At 61.7% G+C, this 17,928-nt stretch carries 14 protein-coding genes; 2 read left to right on the top strand and 12 right to left on the bottom strand.

Features of this window, described 5'->3' with window-relative positions; genetic code table 11:
* Positions 1-14: 14 nt before the first annotated feature.
* From glnA to B4C31_RS04090, 10 genes are all read right to left on the bottom strand, one after another.
* Positions 15-1,352 (bottom strand): type I glutamate--ammonia ligase, encoded by a 1,338-nt coding sequence (glnA, locus tag B4C31_RS04135; RefSeq protein WP_033507609.1) that lies wholly within the window; start codon positions 1,350-1,352, stop codon positions 15-17.
* Between the two features lie 63 nt (positions 1,353-1,415).
* The gene (gene priA, locus B4C31_RS04130; protein WP_291531449.1) at positions 1,416-2,144 is read right to left on the bottom strand and encodes a bifunctional 1-(5-phosphoribosyl)-5-((5-phosphoribosylamino)methylideneamino)imidazole-4-carboxamide isomerase/phosphoribosylanthranilate isomerase PriA; all 729 of its coding nucleotides are present in this window, start codon (positions 2,142-2,144) and stop codon (positions 1,416-1,418) included.
* Positions 2,145-2,210: 66 nt separating this feature from the next.
* A complete protein-coding gene (hisH, locus tag B4C31_RS04125) occupies positions 2,211-2,858 on the bottom strand; it encodes an imidazole glycerol phosphate synthase subunit HisH (RefSeq protein WP_291531448.1) in 648 nt (215 codons plus the stop codon).
* Positions 2,859-2,914: 56 nt separating this feature from the next.
* Entirely contained in the window at positions 2,915-3,604 is a 690-nt protein-coding gene (locus tag B4C31_RS04120; protein WP_291531447.1) for a hypothetical protein, read from the bottom strand.
* Positions 3,604-4,203, bottom strand: coding sequence for an imidazoleglycerol-phosphate dehydratase HisB (hisB, locus tag B4C31_RS04115; RefSeq protein WP_289604256.1), 600 nt, complete (start codon positions 4,201-4,203; stop codon positions 3,604-3,606). The genes B4C31_RS04120 and hisB overlap by 1 nt, the downstream gene beginning before the upstream one ends.
* A 120-nt stretch (positions 4,204-4,323) precedes the next feature.
* Positions 4,324-5,490 carry a histidinol-phosphate transaminase gene (locus B4C31_RS04110; protein ID WP_291531446.1) on the bottom strand — a complete coding sequence of 389 codons (1,167 nt, stop codon included), beginning with the start codon at positions 5,488-5,490 and terminating at the stop codon, positions 4,324-4,326.
* Entirely contained in the window at positions 5,487-6,878 is a 1,392-nt protein-coding gene (gene hisD, locus B4C31_RS04105; protein WP_291531445.1) for a histidinol dehydrogenase, read from the bottom strand. Before hisD ends, B4C31_RS04110 begins: the two co-directional genes overlap by 4 nt.
* 278 nt (positions 6,879-7,156) lie before the next feature.
* Positions 7,157-9,082 (bottom strand): histidine-type phosphatase, encoded by a 1,926-nt coding sequence (locus B4C31_RS04100; protein WP_291531497.1) that lies wholly within the window; start codon positions 9,080-9,082, stop codon positions 7,157-7,159.
* Positions 9,083-9,397: 315 nt separating this feature from the next.
* Complete coding sequence (locus tag B4C31_RS04095; protein WP_291531444.1) at positions 9,398-9,988, bottom strand: DUF1349 domain-containing protein; 591 nt, start codon at positions 9,986-9,988, stop codon at positions 9,398-9,400.
* A 74-nt stretch (positions 9,989-10,062) separates the two neighbouring features.
* Entirely contained in the window at positions 10,063-10,722 is a 660-nt protein-coding gene (locus B4C31_RS04090) for a sugar O-acetyltransferase (RefSeq protein WP_291531443.1), read from the bottom strand.
* A 118-nt stretch (positions 10,723-10,840) separates the two neighbouring features.
* Between B4C31_RS04090 and B4C31_RS04085 the strand changes: the two genes are divergently transcribed.
* Positions 10,841-11,479: a TetR/AcrR family transcriptional regulator gene (locus B4C31_RS04085; RefSeq protein ID WP_291531442.1), complete on the top strand. Its 639-nt coding sequence runs from the start codon at positions 10,841-10,843 to the stop codon at positions 11,477-11,479.
* A 329-nt stretch (positions 11,480-11,808) separates the two neighbouring features.
* Complete coding sequence (locus B4C31_RS04080; RefSeq protein ID WP_291531441.1) at positions 11,809-12,720, top strand: GIY-YIG nuclease family protein; 912 nt, start codon at positions 11,809-11,811, stop codon at positions 12,718-12,720.
* Between the two features lie 144 nt (positions 12,721-12,864).
* On the opposite strand, the gene B4C31_RS04075 is transcribed toward B4C31_RS04080, so the two are convergent.
* Positions 12,865-13,791, bottom strand: a complete 927-nt coding sequence (locus B4C31_RS04075; protein WP_291531440.1) for an AbaSI family restriction endonuclease — start codon at positions 13,789-13,791, stop codon at positions 12,865-12,867.
* A gap of 302 nt (positions 13,792-14,093) precedes the next feature.
* Positions 14,094-17,648: a DNA polymerase III subunit alpha gene (dnaE, locus tag B4C31_RS04070; protein ID WP_291531439.1), complete on the bottom strand. Its 3,555-nt coding sequence runs from the start codon at positions 17,646-17,648 to the stop codon at positions 14,094-14,096.
* Positions 17,649-17,928: the final 280 nt, after the last annotated feature.

The raw sequence follows: 17,928 nt of genomic DNA, 5'->3' as shown, positions 1-17,928 counted from the left end.
ACTCGACAGACCGCCTACAGCCGCGGCAGGTAGGTCTTCAGCTCGTACGGGGTGACCTGGTGGCTGTACTCGTTCCACTCCTGGCGCTTGTTGCGCAGGAAGTACTCGAACGCGTGCTCGCCGATCACGCCGGCCACGAAGTCGGACTTCTCCATGATCTTCAACGCCTCGTCCAGCGACTCGGGTAGCGGCTGGATGCCCATCGCGCGGCGTTCGGCGTCGGTGAGCTCCCAGACGTCGTCGCTGGTCGGCTCGCCCAGCGTCAGCTGCTGCTCGATGCCGTCCAGACCGGCGGCCAGCAGCACCGAGTATGCCAGGTACGGGTTGGCCACCGGGTCGAGCGCACGGAACTCCATGCGGGCCGAATTGCCCTTGCCCGGCTTGTACTGCGGGATGCGCAGCAGCGCGGAACGGTTGTTGTGGCCCCAGCAGATGTAGCTCGGCGCCTCGTTGCCGCCCCACAGGCGCTTGTAGGAATTGACGTACTGGTCGGTGATCGCGCAGATCTCCGCCGCGTGATATAGGATGCCGGCGGCGAACTGCCGGGCCGTCAGCGACATGTTGAATTCCTGGCCGGCCTCGTAGAAGGCGTTGGAATCCCCCTCGAACAGGCTCAGATGGGTGTGCATGCCGGATCCCGGCTGGTCGGCCATCGGCTTGGGCATGAAGCTGGCGTAGATGCCGCGTTCGAGCGAGATCTCCTTGACCACGGTGCGGAAGGTCATGATGTTGTCCGCCGCGGTGAGCGCGTCGGCGTACCGCAGGTCGATCTCGTTCTGGCCGGGGCCGCCCTCATGGTGCGAGTATTCCACCGAGATGCCCATCTGTTCGAGCATGTTCACGGTGGCCCGGCGGAAATCCATGCCGGAGCTGCGCGGCACATGATCGAAGTATCCGCCGCCGTCAATCGGGGTCGGCGGCTGCGACCAATCCTCCTGGTTCTCGAACAGGTAGAACTCGATCTCGGGGTGCACGTAGAACGTGAACCCCTTCTCCTTGGCCTTGGCCAGCGACTGCTTGAGCACATGGCGCGGGTCGCCCAGCGAGGGCTCGCCGTCCGGGGTCAGCACGTCGCAGAACATGCGGGCGGTGCCCTGCGGGCCGCCGCGCCACGGCAGGATCTGGAACGTGGAGGGATCCGGCTTGACGATCATATCGTCCTCGGAGACACGGGTCATGCCCTCGATGGCGGAACCGTCGAACCCAAGGCCCTCCTCGAACGCCGCCTCCAACTCCGCCGGGGCGATCGCCACCGATTTCAACGTGCCGAGCACATCGGTGAACCACAGGCGGATGAACCGCACATCGCGCTCCTCAACGGTGCGCAGCGCAAACTCTTGCTGTCTATCCATGTCCACCATCCTCCCACGGGTTTGTGTCACATCGTGTTAACACGCGTCGCAGGTACAGCCGTGTCAGGCCGCGGCGACCTCCAGCGCCTCCTGCAGCGTGAAGGCGCGCGCGTACAGCGACTTGCCGAGGATCGCCGAATCCACACCCAACGGCGCAAGCTGTCTGATGGCCTTCAGATCATCCAGCGAGGAGATGCCGCCGGACGCCGTCACCTTGGCGTCGGTGCGTTCGGCCACCTCGCGCAGCAGGTCAAGGTTCGGCCCGCTCATCATGCCGTCGCGGGCCACGTCGGTCACCACGTACCGCGAGCAGCCCACGGAGTCGAGGAAGGCCATCGTCTCAAACAGGTCGCCGCCCTCCTTAACCCAGCCGCGGGCGGCCAGCGTGTGCCCGCGCACGTCCAGCCCCACGGCCACACGGTCGCCGTAGCGGCGAATCACGTCAGCAGTCCACTCCGGGTTCTCCAGTGCGGCGGTGCCGATGTTCACGCGCGCGGCCCCGGCCTCCAACGCGGCCTTGAGGCTGTCGTCGTCGCGGATGCCGCCGCTCATCTCGATATGGACGCGCTCCCCCAGCTCGGCCACGATCGCCTTGAGCTGGTCGCGGTTGTTCCCCGTACCGAAGGCGGCGTCCAGGTCGACCAGATGGATCCACTCGGCACCGGATTCCACCCACGCACGGGCGGCTTCCAGAGGGGAGCCGTAGTCGGTTTCCGAGCCGGACGCGCCCTGACGCAGACGCACGGCCTTGCCGTCGCGTACATCGACGGCGGGAAGCAGGGTCAAAGCCATGATGTGATCCTTTCGATTTCGATAAGGGGTCTGATCCACAATGCGATTGGCGCCAACCGGCGACCGTTACAGGATGCCCACCCAGTTGCGCAGCAACCGGGCGCCGGCTTCCGCCGATTTCTCGGGATGGAACTGCGTGGCGAACAGCGGCCCGCGCTCATAGGAGGCCACGAACCGGCTGCGGCCGTATGTGCACCATCCCACATGCTGAGGAGCGTCGCCGAAATCGACCGGCGCGTCGTCCGGCCCCAGCGGCGCGGCCTCGGCGGCGGCGTACGAATGCACGAAATAGAACCGCGCCCCATCCAGTCCGTCCAGCAGCGTGCTGTTCTCGGGGGCCTCGACCGTGTCCCATCCCATGTGGGGCACCACATCCGCATCCAACGGCCCCACCGTACCGCCGACCAACCCCAGGCCGGCGGCCGGCACGCCGTGCTCGCTGCCATGCTGGAACATCACCTGTTCGCCCACGCATACGCCCAGCACCGGGCGTCCGAGGCGCAGACGGTCAGTCACCACGCGGTCGCCGCGCACCTTGTGCAGGCCCTCCATGCAGGCGGCGAACGCACCGACGCCCGGCACCACCAGCCCGTCGGCCTCCAGCGACTGCCGGTAATCAGACGTGAGCGTCACGTCCAGATCCAGATTCGCCAACGCGCGCACCATCGACCGGACATTGCCGAAGCCGTAGTCGAACACCACCACCGAGGTCATGCTTCATCCTTTCACTGTCCACGCCGATGGAGCCAGCCACCGTGCGCGTGCCACGATTATTGAATCTTCGAGGAGCCGCGCCCGAACCGCGTATGCTGGGCGATCACCTTCATGGCGGCCTCACGGTCCAAGCTGCCCGAATCCACGGTGTGCACGCCCTGTGCGATTACGCCGTCCACCGTGCCGATGCCCAGCATCAGATCCTCCACGAACGGCGGGGTCTGGGTGAACAGGATCGGCGGGGCGAAGGTCTGCCCGGGCTGCCCTTTCACGTAGAGTGTGGCTTCGAGCTTGTCGGCGCGGTTGACGGCCAGGATGGCCGGCATGCCGGCCACCACGCAGGTCAGATCCTTGGCGGCCGCTTCAGGGCCGTCGCCGTCCAGGTTGCGCAGCACCGCCACCGCGCCCTGCGCGTCCTCCAGACAGGTGGCCGAGACATCGGCCAGCTGGCAGAACGCGGCCAGCAGGTCGGCGGAGGCCAGCTGCGTGATGATCATGGCGGTTTTGGCCTTGTTGCCGAGCAACCCCTCCAGCTCGTCGTCGAACGAGCCGGTCAGTTCGGAGGCGTCATCGGGAACCGTCACGCCGTCGGGCAGCGGGCCGCCATCCTCGTTCTGTGCAGCGGAATCCGTGCAGGAGGCCTCGTCCCGGAATTCCGCCTCGAATCCGGCCAGGGCCGCCTCCAGTTCCTCGTCGCTGAACGAGGGTCCGTCATCCTTGAACTCGTCGGGATTCGACTCGCTCATCACAGCGCCCCCTTCGTGCTCGGGATGCCGTCCACGCGCGGGTCGGGCTCGATGGCGAAGCGCAACGCGCGGGCCACGGCCTTGAACTCCGCTTCGGCGATGTGGTGCGGATCGCGGCCGGCCAGCAGCTGCAGATGCAGGCAAATGCCGGCATGCAGCGCGATCGACTCCATGACGTGACGGACCAGCGAACCGGTGAAATGCCCGCCGATCATCGCGTACTCGAAGCCTTCGGGCTCGCCGGAGCACGCCACGTACGGCCGTCCGGAGATGTCGACGACGGCCTTGGCGAGTGCCTCGTCCAACGGCACGGTGGCGTCGGCGAACCGGCGGATGCCTCGCTTGTCTCCAAGGGCCTGGCGCAACGCCTCGCCGAAGACGATGGCCGTATCCTCCACGGTGTGGTGCACATCGATGTCGGTGTCGCCGGTGGCGCGGATGGTCAGGTCGATCAGCGAATGCTTGCCGAGCGCGGTCATCATGTGATCGTAGAACGGCACGGAGGTGCTGATGTCGGTTTTGCCGGTGCCGTCCAGGTTCAGCGTCAGTTCAATGCGCGACTCGCTGGTTTCGCGCACGATTGTTGCGGTACGTGCCATCGTTGCTCCTTCCGGGTTGCCGGCATGCGCCGGGCCCTGCCCATCGGCCGTGTACGGTGCTTCCTTCAGCATAGTGCGGCGTGTGTGCCGTCGGCGTAACGCCGCCGGGTCCGAATCCGCTCAGTCCGCGTCCCGGGACTCCGCCAGCACTTCGGCGAGCGCCGTGCGGAAGCGGGCCATCTCCTCGTCGGTGCCCATGCAGACGCGCAGCCACCCTTCGGGGCCGACCACGCGGATCAGCACGCCGCGGTCCAGCAGCTCCCGGAAGATGCGGTCGCGGTCGGCGAAGTGACCGCCGAACAGCAGGAAATTCGACTCGGACTCGGCCACCTCAAGCGGCCGCCCCTGATACGTCTGGGTTTTCAGCCATGCCGCGGTCTGCTGACGGATATCACGCAGATGGCCCACGCGGCTCAGCTGCTCGTCGGTGTGTTCGAACGCGGCGAGCGCGGCCGCCTGGGTGATGGCCGACAGGTGGTAGGGCATGCGCACGATGCGCAGGCAGTCGATGATGCCCTTGCTGGCGGCCATGTAACCGACGCGTGCACCGGCAAAGGCGAAGGCCTTGCTCATCGTGCGGCTGACGGCCAGGTTCGGATGCTCGGCGATCAGCGTCACGGCCGAGGGGGTGCCGGGGTTGCGGAATTCGACATAGGCCTCGTCCACTACCACGACCGGGTGCACACCCTCGCCCGTGCCGGCCACGGGGGCGGCCTGGCAGGCGTCGAGAATCCGTTTGAGGTCCGCCATGTCCAGCGGGGTGCCGGTCGGGTTGTTCGGACTGGTCAGCAGTACGATCGCCGGATGGATCTCGTTGATGGCGGCGATGGTGCGCTCCACATTCAACGTGAAGTCCTCGTTGCGGTGCGCGACCCGCCATGCGGTGAACGTGTCGCGCGCGTACTCGGGGTACATCGAGTACGTCGGATCGCAGCCCAAGGCCGTGCGGCCGGGGCCGCCGAACGCCTGGAAGACCTGCAGCATGATCTCGTTGGAGCCGTTCGCGCCCCACAGCTGGTCCACGCTCAGGTCCACGCCGGATTCACGCTTGAGATACGCGGCGAACGCGCGCCGCAGCTCGATGTGCTCGCGGTCCGGGTACCGGTTCAGCGTGGGCGCGATCTGACGCACCCGCGCGGCAATCGAATCGCAGACGGCCGGGTCGGGCGCGTACGGGTTCTCGTTGACGTTGAGGCACACCGGCACGTCGAGCTGCGGGGCGCCGTACGGTTCCTCGCCGATCAGATCGTTGCGCAGCGGCAGGCTTGCGGGGATCGACTCGCTCATTTCAGGCCGGCCTCGATTTCCTGCTGGTCCAGCGTCGCCTTGTCGTACGGGTCGGCGACGAAACGGGTGAGCACGCACTCGCCGTGGCCGGGCAGATCCTCGGAGACGGCGAAGGTGTTGATGCGTGCGGCGAGCGCCTTGAGGCCCTCCTCGTCGTATTCGATGACCTCCACCGGCTTCATGAACGTGTGCACGCCGAGGCCCGCGGCGAAGCGCGCGGTGCCGGAGGTGGGCAGCACGTGGTTGGAGCCGGACATGTAGTCGCCCAGCGGCACCGGCGAATACGGGCCGCGGAAGATGGCGCCCGCGTTGCGGATGCGCTTGACGACGGCGTCCGCGTCGGCGGTCTGGATCTCCAGGTGCTCGGCGGCGTATGCGTTGGCCGCGTCGATGGACTGGTCGAGTCCGTCGGTCAGGATGATGCCGGACTGGCGGCCGGTCAACGAGGTGGCGACGCGTTCGGCGTGCTTGGTGCGCGGCACGCGGCGGTTCAGGCTCTCCTGGGTCTTGGCGGCGATCTGTTCGCTGTCGGTGATCAGGACGGAGCCGGCGAGCTCGTCGTGCTCGGCCTGGCCGATCAGGTCGGCGGCCAGGTATTCGGGGTTCGCGCCGGCGTCGGCGATAATGGCGATCTCGGTGGGGCCGGCGACCGCGTCGATGCCGACGATGCCGGACACCATGCGCTTGGCGGTGGCCACGAAGATGTTGCCGGGGCCGGTGATCTTATCGACCGGCTCGCACAGCACCTCGCCGTCCTGCGGCTCGGTGCCCTTGGCGCCGTAGGCGAACATGGCGATGGCCTGGGCGCCACCCACCGCGTACACCTCATCGACGCCGAGGATGGCGCAGGTGGCCAGGATGGTCTTGTCCGGCAGGCCGTCCGCCGTCTTCGGCGGGGTGGCGATGGCCAGCGATTCGACGCCGGCGGCCTGGGCGGGCACCGCGTTCATGATGACCGAGCTCGGGTACACGGCCTTGCCGCCCGGCACGTACAGGCCGACGCGCTGCACGGGGATCCAGCGTTCGGCCACGCGGGCACCGGGTGCCAGGTCGGTGTGGAAGTCCTCGGGAACCTGCGATGCGGCGACGGCGCGCGAGCGGCGCACGGATTCCTCGATGGAGGCGCGCACGGCCGGGTCGAGCTCCTCAAGCGCGGCGGTCATCGCCTCGGCGGGCACGCGCAGATGCTCGGGACGCACATGGTCGAACTTCTCCTCGAAGTCGCGCAGCGCCGCGGCGCCGCGGGCCTTGACATCGTCGAGGATCGGCTGGACCAGTTCGGTGGCCTCGTCGGTGCCCATCTCGGCACGCGGCATGGCAGCCAGCATCTCGGCACGGGTGAGGCGCTTGCCTCGCAGATCAATGATTCGCATCGTAGGGGTATTCATACCTGCCTATCGTAACAACCGGCTTGCCGTGGGCGTTTTACCAGCCGAATCGTGAGATGAGCCCACGGACCGGAGCCGGGTATCGGCCGCAGGCCCGGATTCGATACCCGGCACACCGGCACGTTGGCGAATACCCCCCCCCCCCAAAAAAAAGTTTGCCGACTTCGGCCAGGTTCCGCCAACGTCGGCAAACTTTCGGGGTGGGTCCGCCACCATGTCAGCATGTCGGATATGAGAGGAGGCGTCCGGAACGCCCGGACGCCTCCTTCATATCACTGTCAGTGCCGCTTGGCGCGCCTGACGAACACCAACGTGACGCCGGCGGCGATCAGCACCACCGCGGCCACGGCCGGAACGATCATGGCCGAGCCGGTCTTGGCGATCGTCTTCGGCTGGTCGGCGGCCGTCGGCTTCTTGGTGGAATCCGACGGACCGGTAACGCCGTCACCGGTGTTCTGGCTCTGGTCGTCGGCGTTGCCGTCCTGCTGCTGATCGCCCGAGGTGTCGGTATCGACCGTGATGGTCGGTTCCTCGTCCATCGGGACACGCTTCTCCTCCAAACCCAGGCAGCTCTTCAGCTCGGATTCCTTGTACCAGGTGGAGCCTTCGGCCACCGGCGTGCAGGAGGCGTTGAACGGCACCTCGGTCTCGTTGTACAGCATGCGGACCAGCGGGGTGTAGGCCTTGTCGGTCTCCGGATCGATGCCGTCCTTGGTGGCCACATCCCACTGGATGTTGGCCGCCATCGGGGTGACGGACTCGCCATACCAGTTGCTCTGATATCCCCGGTCTCCGAGCAAGCCCAGCGGGTCGTAGATCTTGTTTTGCGGAATTTGTTCTTCGGAGCCTGGAGCTTTGATCAACGCGGCGAACGGTATGATGGTCTCGGCGTGGGCGAAACGGAAGGTTGCGGCGGTTGTGCCGCGGTCCACGCGATCGTCGATCGAGTTGAAGAAGTCGTCGAGCAGCGGCTGGGCGATGCGGTAGGTCTCGGTCTGACCAGCCACGCTGGGACCCTTCTCATAAAAATCTTCGGCATCCAGAATCCATGCAAAAGTCTCTCCCTCGGTCGGATCATCGATATCTGCGAAATACCAGTCAAAGTCGAAGGTGTGGGAGCCGGCATTCTCCTCGGTCATATCAGCAGCGATGATATACAGGTTGTACAGATCCATCGCGGCATCAACCACGGATTCAATGCTCTTGGAAGCCTCACCGCAAGCGTCCTTGTCATCCGGCTTCGCATTGGGGGCGCAATTGCCGATGTAATGGTCGCTGGTGCCGTCCTCAATCAGATTCTCATCCTCGTCGTCATAGGGCTTGCCGTCAATGGTGTTGTACCACATGTGGTCCTTGTCGGTGCCGATTTTGTCGATAAACTCGGTCTTGAACACAGTTGACAGCAAATCGCGCGAGATCTGTTCCGACCTCTCATAGCCTTCGACCGCATCGATGTAGCTTTTCACAGAGTCCGCATCAATGAAGTCCTCATACCTTTGTGCGATATCGTAGGCATCCTCGGGATTGTTGGGATCATCTTCTTTATCGTTGCCGTCAGGATTCTCAACCTTGTGGAAATACAAGGTGTTGGGCGAGGCGTTGAAGATGCCGGTTGTGCTTTGACCGGTCGGATTGGATGGAGTGACGTAGGAATTCGCAAGCTCGCCGTTGGATGCCCGGTCGAATCCCTTCTTGAAGTTCTCGCCGGATTCGGTGGCGCGGGCCTCACCGGAAGACTCGTATTCAATCTTCTCGCCATCGGCAGCGGCCTGGTCGAACAACGTCTGGTTGCGCTTATAGGCACGCTCGCCAATGCCCTGATGCTGGGATTCCCCTTGGCCGGTCAGCATGCCGTAGCCGTTGTCCACATTGGCCGCGGTGATCGCTTCCAGATTCTTGATGAACTCCTCACCGGTCTCTTTGTCGACGAAACCATTTTCGGCTTTGGCGGTTTCAGCCATCTTCATCAGCAAAGCGTCATACTTGTAGCTGGACAGGCCGCGGGAACCGTGGCGGGCGAGCATCTCGGTGTAGGTGATCGCATAGCCTTCCGGCGCTGCGGAATAGCTCATGTGGAGTGCCTGCTGGGGAACGATGTACGGCTGCTTGCTGCTGTAGTACGTGTTCGTGGCATGGGCCGTGCCCGTCGCCAACATCGCCAGGGCGGCCACACCGGCCACGCCCGAACCCAACGCCCGACGCATCTTCGACTGCTTGTTCACAATGGTCTCCTTGTGTCCCTCTTTCCGGGCGCACATCGCGCCCGCACCCGTCGGATCATCGAATCGAACCGCGGCCCCTGTCGGCTGGGCCGTGCAACGGACAACCCCATTTTGTCAGCGAACCGGTTCGAGGAACGCGGGATAGGGGTTACGCCATGGTGAACAGTTCATGATATCCACGAAGCATTACGCTTACTTCCCGGGAGTAACAACGTGATGGCGTCCCGCAAGGAAACGATCCTCGCGGGACGCCATCTTCGCAACAGGCCGCCGTATCACGGTTTCCTAAGACGGATATCACTCCCCCATGCGGATATTGGCCACGGTGCGATGTTCGATCGACAGGTGCTCGTAACGGCGTTCGCCGCCCTCGCCGGTCGGCGCCTGCGCCAGCAGACCGACCTTGGCCACCTTGCCGGCGTCGAGCGTGAAGAAGCGCATCATGTAGAAATGCTCGCCGTCCAGCGCATAGTGGAAGGCGAAGGCGTCACCCTTGCGGCACATCTGCAGCCAGACCGCGTCGGCGTCCACGTTGGGGCCGTTGGCGTCGTCGGAGACGCCCTTGGTCACCACGCTGACCATGGCGCGGGTGCCGAAGTCGGTCAGCTCGAAGCAGGCCTTGGCCCAATGGGTCATATCCTTGAACACCATGATCGAGCAGGAGTCATAGGTCTGCTTGAAATCGTGCGATACCTTGACGCGCAGCACGAAATCGCCCTCGACCTCGGTGTAGTAGAACGGCGCGTTGCACAGCGAGTCGGGTACCGCATCGCCTTCCTCCGCCTCGGCGCCGCTGTTGCAGAAGAAATCGGTGTGCTCCGGGGCAAAGATGCTGATCACGTCGTCCAGTTCGGTCATCTCCGATTCGTTGAGCCACTGGAATTCCATTGCGTTGTCCTCCCTATCACTGATATTCCGGTCACATTGCATCAAGGCCGAGCCATACAGGTGATGATCGCCAATCAGTCCTTGACCACCGCGTCACGGGCGCGAAGCCGCTCGATGTACCCCGTGCGATCGGCTTCGGTGATCTCGCGGACCACGCGAGCCGGATTACCCACGGCGATGGTGTGCGGCGGGATGTCGCGCGTGACGACGGAACCGGCGCCGATCACCGCCCCCTCGCCGATGGCGACACCACCAAGAACCGTCACATGCCCGCCGAGCCAGACACCATCACCGATAACGATCGGCTTGGCCCGGCATGCGCCCGCCTTTCGTTCCTCGAAGTCGAGGGCATGGTTCACAGCGAACAGTCCGACCATCGGGGCGATCCACACGTAATCGCCTATGGCGATCGGACCGTTGTCGAGCATGACGCAGTCGTAGTTGATGTAGGCATGCGACCCGATGGTGATGTTGCGCCCGACCTCGCAGCGGAAATTCGGCTCGATGAACACGTCCTCGCCGACGGAGGCGAACAGCTTCTCCATCAGTTCCCGACGATGCTGGACCTCCTCGTAATCGGTGCGGTTGTACTCGGTGAACAAACGCTTGGCCTGAGCGCGCTTGCGCTCAATCTCCGGATTCGTATCCTCATAGACCTCGCCATTGACCATCCGCATCCACTCGCCGCGGCCGATTTCGGTCATATCGGCGGTATCAGCCATCATCTGCGTCATTGTTGCCTCCATCACAACGTTCACACCGCCGTCACGTATGTATCGACATACCGTCCGGCATATCACTGCATTCCAGTTATGTACGTTCGTACATAATCTGTTGTGTACGATTGTACTTATGCAACGTCAGGACACGCCGACAACCGATAATCACGCAACGATTCCCGCAGCAGAACGTCACACGGCCACATCCGCTCGCCGTGCGCGACGCTCCGACCCGAATCGTAAACAGCGCATCATCGACGCCTGCCTTGACGTCATCGCCGAGCGCGGCGTGGCGGGCACCTCGCACCGCATCGTCGCCGAAGCGGCCGACGTGCCGCTGGGGTCGATGACCTACCATTTCGACGGATTCGACGACCTGATCTTTCAGACGTTCTCCCATTACGCACGGCAGGCGGCCGAACGATTCCGCACACGCATGGAACAGGCGCGCACCAGGGACGACGCCTGCGAGGCGATCGCCGAAACCATCGCCGACGACCTGTTGGGCACCCACCGGGACATGGTCATCAACCTGGAACTCTACGCCGTCGCCGCGCGAAAACCGCAGTTCCGTGACATCATGACAGAGTGGACCGAAACCGTCCTGACTTCCATGGCGTCGTTCTTCGACCCGCAAACGGCAAAACTCTTGGATGACGTGATCGAAGGCATCACCATCCACCGAGCGATGGCCGTCCCACACCCCTCCGTGGAACGCACGCGTGAGGATGCGCGCGACGCCATCGCACGTATCCTCACCAGAGCCGTCTGATCGTTAGCACCCGGCTACGCCGCGGGCAGACAGCTGGGGCCGAACAATATTCAGACTGTCGAAGCTTTACTCATGAGGAAAGCTGAACAAAGCCGTAGGTCGAATTTGTTCACTCCGATCGTCAAAACTCATCCCCCAAATGAAGAGGACTTCCGGCACATATTCGCGAATAATTGCAGTCACGCTTGCAATTGAATTGTCCAACCGGCCGCCAGGGATGGTCGATGATAAGCGCAAAATTCTGTCTCACTCAGAAAACCGGCAACAAGACGTCCCCCTCCCCGCGAATAATAAAAAAGTCCAACATACATCGTGCACGGAGGCAAGTGATGAATGGGATGCACTTCAACGATCTACTGAAGGCCAATGGATACGACCCCAACCACGTATTCCTTATCAAACACGTGAAAGGAAACGATAAAGCCCGCATCTGCCGTGAACACGGACTGGAACAACTGCTGAATTTCACACGAGTCCAACCGGACGACAGATTCGGAGGAAAGAATCGCGATTATTGGGCGGTGTTCGATGAAGAGGGGACAAACGGTGCCAGACTGCTCTGGTTCTTCAAGCAACACGGATCAGAACTGTTGACTGAAAAGAATCTGCCGGAGGGGTACCCCGTCGAATGGAATCCCAGCAAAGATTACCTGTACGACCTTGAGGAACTGGACGATTTCAAGGAACTACAAGGACGTTTGGTTGTTGAATGGCGAAGCGGCGGACGGCAAGGCTGGAAGCATCCTGCCGAAGAAGCCCCCGAAAGAATCGGCCATATCCTTCGCATCGACGAAGGCGAGAAATTCCCGGGATTTGACGACCTAGTGCTTTCCTACGACAGGCTGAAGTCCATCGTGGATGAAGAATGGCTCTACAGCGGATGGAAGAAAGCAATGAGCGGAGTTGCCGCCATCTATGCCATCACCTGCGCCGGTGAGGACGGAGGCATTTATATCGGATCGGCCACCGCCGAAGAGGGGCTGTGGAGCCGATGGAAAGGGTATGCGGATACCAAGACGAACGGCAACAAGCTCCTAGACGAGCTGCTAGCCAAACACCCGGAAGCCTATCACTCGTTCCGCTTCTCAGTCCTGCAAATTCTGGATCCACGCCTGAAACGTGATGCGGTTATTCGTATAGAAGCGAACTTCAAACACAAACTTGGCACCTACGCAAGAGGACTCAACGAGGACGATTACCAAGATACCCACAAAACTCCGTGGGGCAAGAACGCCAACTAGCGAAACCGGCTGTGTTGATGCGGTGACCTATCGGAAGGCACCGCGTCAACACAACTGCCCGTTAAACATCACAGCCATACGGCGTGCAGCTGTTTCTTCGATGGCCAACATATGCCCATAAACGTTTCCGGTTATGATCAGAAACTACATGTATGAGATTCCGCTCCGAATCCTACATGTTGTTGCGATGCGATGCCAAACCTTTCTTGCAGTACCATCGTCATCGGCATCGTTCCAGGTTCGCTCGAAAATTCCTGCGAAATGATATCTTTCCATGCCGGTAACTACATCATGCATTTTTGCGAATGTGACGCGACGCTCCGAGTTATCGTCAGGAGTAAAAGCATCAACCGCATCCATGTTCTCGTTGTACTCGTAAATGCGCTCGCCATCAAACGAAAGTTGGTTGTTCCATCCACCAGCCACCGCATGTCCGTCAATCACGAGCTTTGGAAACCAGAATTTGTATCGGCCATCATACATTTCCGGCAATTTCGCCGGAGGAGTTGACATCTGGTATCTCTTCATATCCGTATCACATACGAAATTAACGGCATCAGCTATAGTTCGAAACGAAATGTCGTCATTGATATCAATCACACCTTTGTCAAGAAAATCCTCACGTCGAGGTGTCTCTCCCGTCCACGGCGTAAATGTCCCCCGTTCCCGTGCATCATCAACCTTGCTTCGAATGAACGCGACCGTCTCATCAATCTTCCGTTCGACCACCTCATACGGCTGAGAGACATCAATGCGTTTAGGTTCATACCCATCATCGGTGATTGAAGACAGAATCCTGCCGATGGTGTAATCGCGAGCATCATCCGCTTCCCGTTGCCCTTGATGGTAGGCCTCATCACACTCCACGCCGACATTGATCTGAGGAAAATACAAATCAATCAAATAATGGTGCCTGTTGTCTCTGCGAATCAGCTGCTGGCTGACAGGCTTAAGATCGGGAATGCCGAGTCGGTTCCACACCGCATTGATGACGTAGTTTTCATAATCCTTACGCTTCGTGCGAGAAAGCGTGCGAACCAGATATGTCAATTTGTAGTCAGCAACATCCATAATGATTACGACCTTTCAACATCGAAAAATAGACCTCAGAAATTAGACTCTAGTATCAGCTTGAAGAAAAGCTTCAAACAGCACACCAGATATCTTTCCGGTCATTGCACCAAATCTATCCCTCATTACACTTCAACGCCATATTCGATTCCGTATACCGACTGCAAAGCTTCCGCAGTAAGCGTCTATGTTCACCACGCGATGAGTTCCATAATGCCCCACGCCAAACCATCAGGTATCCGTCAATGCAGATGCAGACCCTCTAGACCTGCATCTGCGCCAACAAACTAAACCATGTACAGCTACGCCGCAGGCAGGCAGCTGGGACCGAAGAGGATCTTGATCTCGGCGAACAGCGAGGTGTCGCGTTTGACGCGGAACCGGTCGCCGAAGGTCAGCACCTGCGCGTTGCCCTTGTCGTCCACGATGGCGAGCTTGACCTCGCAGTAGCCGGGGTGATTGGTCAGGATCTGCCCCAGCTGCATGACATGGGCGCGGTTGAGCGCCACCTGCGGCAGCGTGATGACGAGCGGACGTTCGTCCACCGCCTCCAACGTCGGCACATCCATCTCGGTGGCTCGCAGGCTCACGCTCTCGTCACGCACCTCCACCATGCCGCGGATGCGCACCACGGTGTCGATGGCCAGATCGGCGGCCGCCGCCTCGTACACCTTGCCGAAGAACATGCACTGGATCGAGCTTTCCATGTCCTCGATCGTGACGATGGCCCACGCGTTGCCCTTTTTGGACACGCGCCGGTCCACGCCGGTCACGAGGCCCGCGATGGTGACCTGCATGCGGTCGGGCATGGTCTTGGCGCGGTCGATCAGATGCGCGATCGACATCTCGCGCAGGCTGGCAAGCACGGCCTGCATGCCGCTCAGCGGATGGTCGGAGACGTATAGACCCAGCATCTCGCGCTCGAAGTTGAGCTTGGTCTTCTTGTCCCACTCCTCCACATCCGGCACGGTGACGCCGGCATCGCCCATGTCCTCGGCATCGCCACCGTCGACATCGGAAAACAGGTCGAACTGACCCTCCGCCTGCTTGCGCTTGAGCCCGACCACCGAGTCGATGGCCGCCTCATGAATCTGGTACAGCGCCCTGCGGTTCGGGTCGATGGAGTCGAAGGCGCCGGCCTTGATCAGGGATTCGACCAGACGCCGGTTCAACGCGCTCAACGGTACGCGACGGATGAAGTCCATGAAGTTGACGAACTTGCCCCGCGGGCCGCTGCGTTCGGCGATGATGTCGGCCACCGGCTGGTCGCCGACGTTGCGGATCGCACCCAGGCCGAAACGCACGACATCGCCGACGGCGGAGTACTCCAGCACCGATTCGTTCACGTCGGGCGGCAGCACCTGGATGCCCATACGCCTGGCCTCGCCCAGATACAGCGCCGTCTTGTCCTTGTTGGTGCGTTCGTTCTGCAGCAGGGCCGCCATGAACTCCACCGGATAGTGGGTCTTCAGATACGCGGTCCAATAGGAGATCAGACCGTAGGCGGCGGAGTGCGATTTGTTGAACGCGTACCCGGCGAACGGCACGAAGATGTCCCAGACGGCCTGCGCCGCCTCCTCGGAATAGCCGTGTTCCTTCATACCGGCGAAGAACGGCACCTGCTCCTTGGCCAGCACCTCGGGCTTCTTCTTGCCCATGGCTCGGCGCAGCACGTCGGCTCGTCCGAGTGAATATCCGGCCAGAATACGCGCGGACGACTGCACCTGCTCCTGATAGACGATCAGACCATAGGTCTCGTCCAGCACAGGGGCCAACGCCTCGGCCACCTCCGGGTGGATCGGCGTGATCTTCTGCAGGCCGTTCTTGCGCTTGGCGTAGTTGTTGTGCGAATCGACATCCATCGGGCCCGGTCGGTATAGGGCGATCAGTGCCGAGATGTCGTTGAAGTTATCCGGCTTGAGGCTTTTGAGCAGCGAGCGCATGCCGTCGGAATCGAGCTGGAAGACGCCCAGCGTATCGCCGCGCGACAGCAGCTGGTAGGTCTCCTTGTCGTCCAGCGGAATCTCTCGGTAGTCGATGGCCGGCTTGCCGTTGCGTTCGATGTTGCGCAGCGTATCTCGGATGACCGTGAGATTGGACAGGCCCAGGAAGTCCATCTTGACCAGACCCAGCGTTTCGCAGGTGTGGTATTCGAAGGTGGTGGTGACCGTGCCGTCGGTGCGTTCCAGCAACGGGGACGTGTCGGTGATCGGCTCGGAACCCATGATGGTGGCGCAGGCGTGCACACCGGTCTGACGGATCAGGCCCTCGATGCCTTTGGCCTCATCGATGATGCGGTGCGCGTCCGGTTCGGACTCGTACATCTCACGGAACTCGCGAGCCTCCGCGTACCGCTTCGATGTCGGGTCGAAGATCTCCTTGAGGCTGGCGTCCTTACCGTTCTTGCTCGGCGGAAGCGCCTTGGTGACATGCTCGCCGACGGAGAACTCGTACCCCATAATGCGAGCCGAATCCTTCAACGCCTGCTTGGTCTTGATGGTGCCGTAGATCACGCACTGGGCCACCTTGTCATGACCGTACTTATCGGCCACGTATTCCAGCACACGCATGCGTCCTTCTGGGTCGAAATCGGTATCGATATCCGGCAGGGACACACGTTCGGGGTTCAGGAACCGTTCGAAGATCAGGCCGTGCTGCAACGGGTCGAGTTCGGTGATGCCCATGGCGTAGGCGACCATCGAGCCTGCGGCGGAGCCACGGCCGGGGCCGACCATCACACCGTTGTTCTTCGCCCAGTTGATGTAGTCGGAGACAACCAGGAAGTAGCCGCAGAACTGCATCTGGCAGATCACGCCGCACTCGTAGTCGGCCTGCTTCAGCACATCCATCGGCACATTGCCCTTGTAGCGCTTCTCCAGGCCCTCCTCCACCTGCTTGAGGAACAGCGAGGTCTCGTCCCAGCCTTCCGGGCAGGCGAACTGCGGCATGAAAGCGCCGTCCTCGCCGTCGTCGAACATCACGTTGCAGCGTTCGGCCACCTCGATTGTGTTGTCACAGGCCTCCGGCAGTTCCTTGAACAGCGCACGCATCTCCTCGGCGGATTTCAGGTAGTAGCCGGAACCGTCGAATTTGAAACGGTCGGGATCATCCAGCCGCGAACCGGAGTTGATGCACAGCATGGCGTCCTGTGCGCCACGGTCCTCCTCCAACACGTAATGGGAGTCGTTCGTGGCCAACAGCGGCGCGTTGAGCCGCTTGGCGATCTCCAGGAGTTCATTGGTCACCTGGGTCTCGATCTTCAGACCGTGGTCCATCAGCTCGATATAGAAGTTGTCGCGACCGTAGATGTCCTGCAGCTCGCCGGCATACCGCAATGCCTCGTCGAACTGACCGAGGCGCAGACGGGTCTGGATGATGCCCGACGGACAGCCCGAACCGCAGATCACACCCTTGGAATAGGTGGAGAGCACCTCGTTGTCCATACGCGGATAGCGCATCACGCGGCCTTCGAGATTGGCCACCGAGGATGCCTTCAACAGGTTCTTCAAGCCTTCATCGGTTTCCGCCCACAATGTCAGGTGGGCGATCAGGCCGCCGCCGGACACGTCATCTGAGCGCTGCGCCTCGGTGCCCCAATGCACGCGGGTCTTATCCTGTCTGGCGGTTTCCGGCGTGGTATAGGCCTCGATGCCGATGATCGGTTTGACGCCGACCTTGACGGCTTCGCTCCACATCTCATACGCACCGTGCATGTTGCCATGGTCGGCGATGCCGACGGCCGTCATGCCCAGCTCCTTGGTGCGCCGCACCAAGTCGGGAATCTTGGACGCACCGTCCAGCAACGAATAATGCGTATGGTTGTGCAGTTGCACGAAGTCACTACCTGATCCAGCCATAAGTTCCACCTTACCTCAGTAGGTCCACGATAACCGTTTCTCCAGCCTCCACCCGACACGCACCGATGGTAGATATGTACCGATTCCGCGTGCGTGAGTCAACAATGGTGCGCACCATACAGCGCCACAACCGCGGGCATGCGGCAAAACGGAAAGGAGTTGGTCACGATGACGACGGCACCTATGAATCAACACGGGAGCGTCCCCGATCCCCATCCATGGTCGCCCATGGATCCGCAGACGCATTTGAATAAAAATGCGACGTTCGACACGTTCGTGC

Origin of the sequence: Bifidobacterium sp. UBA4282 (genome assembly GCF_002394995.1) — a bacterium.
Lineage (GTDB): Bacteria > Actinomycetota > Actinomycetes > Actinomycetales > Bifidobacteriaceae > Bifidobacterium > Bifidobacterium pullorum_B.
Note: the sequence above shows the minus strand (reverse complement) of the source record. Positions and strands in the feature narration are given on the sequence as shown.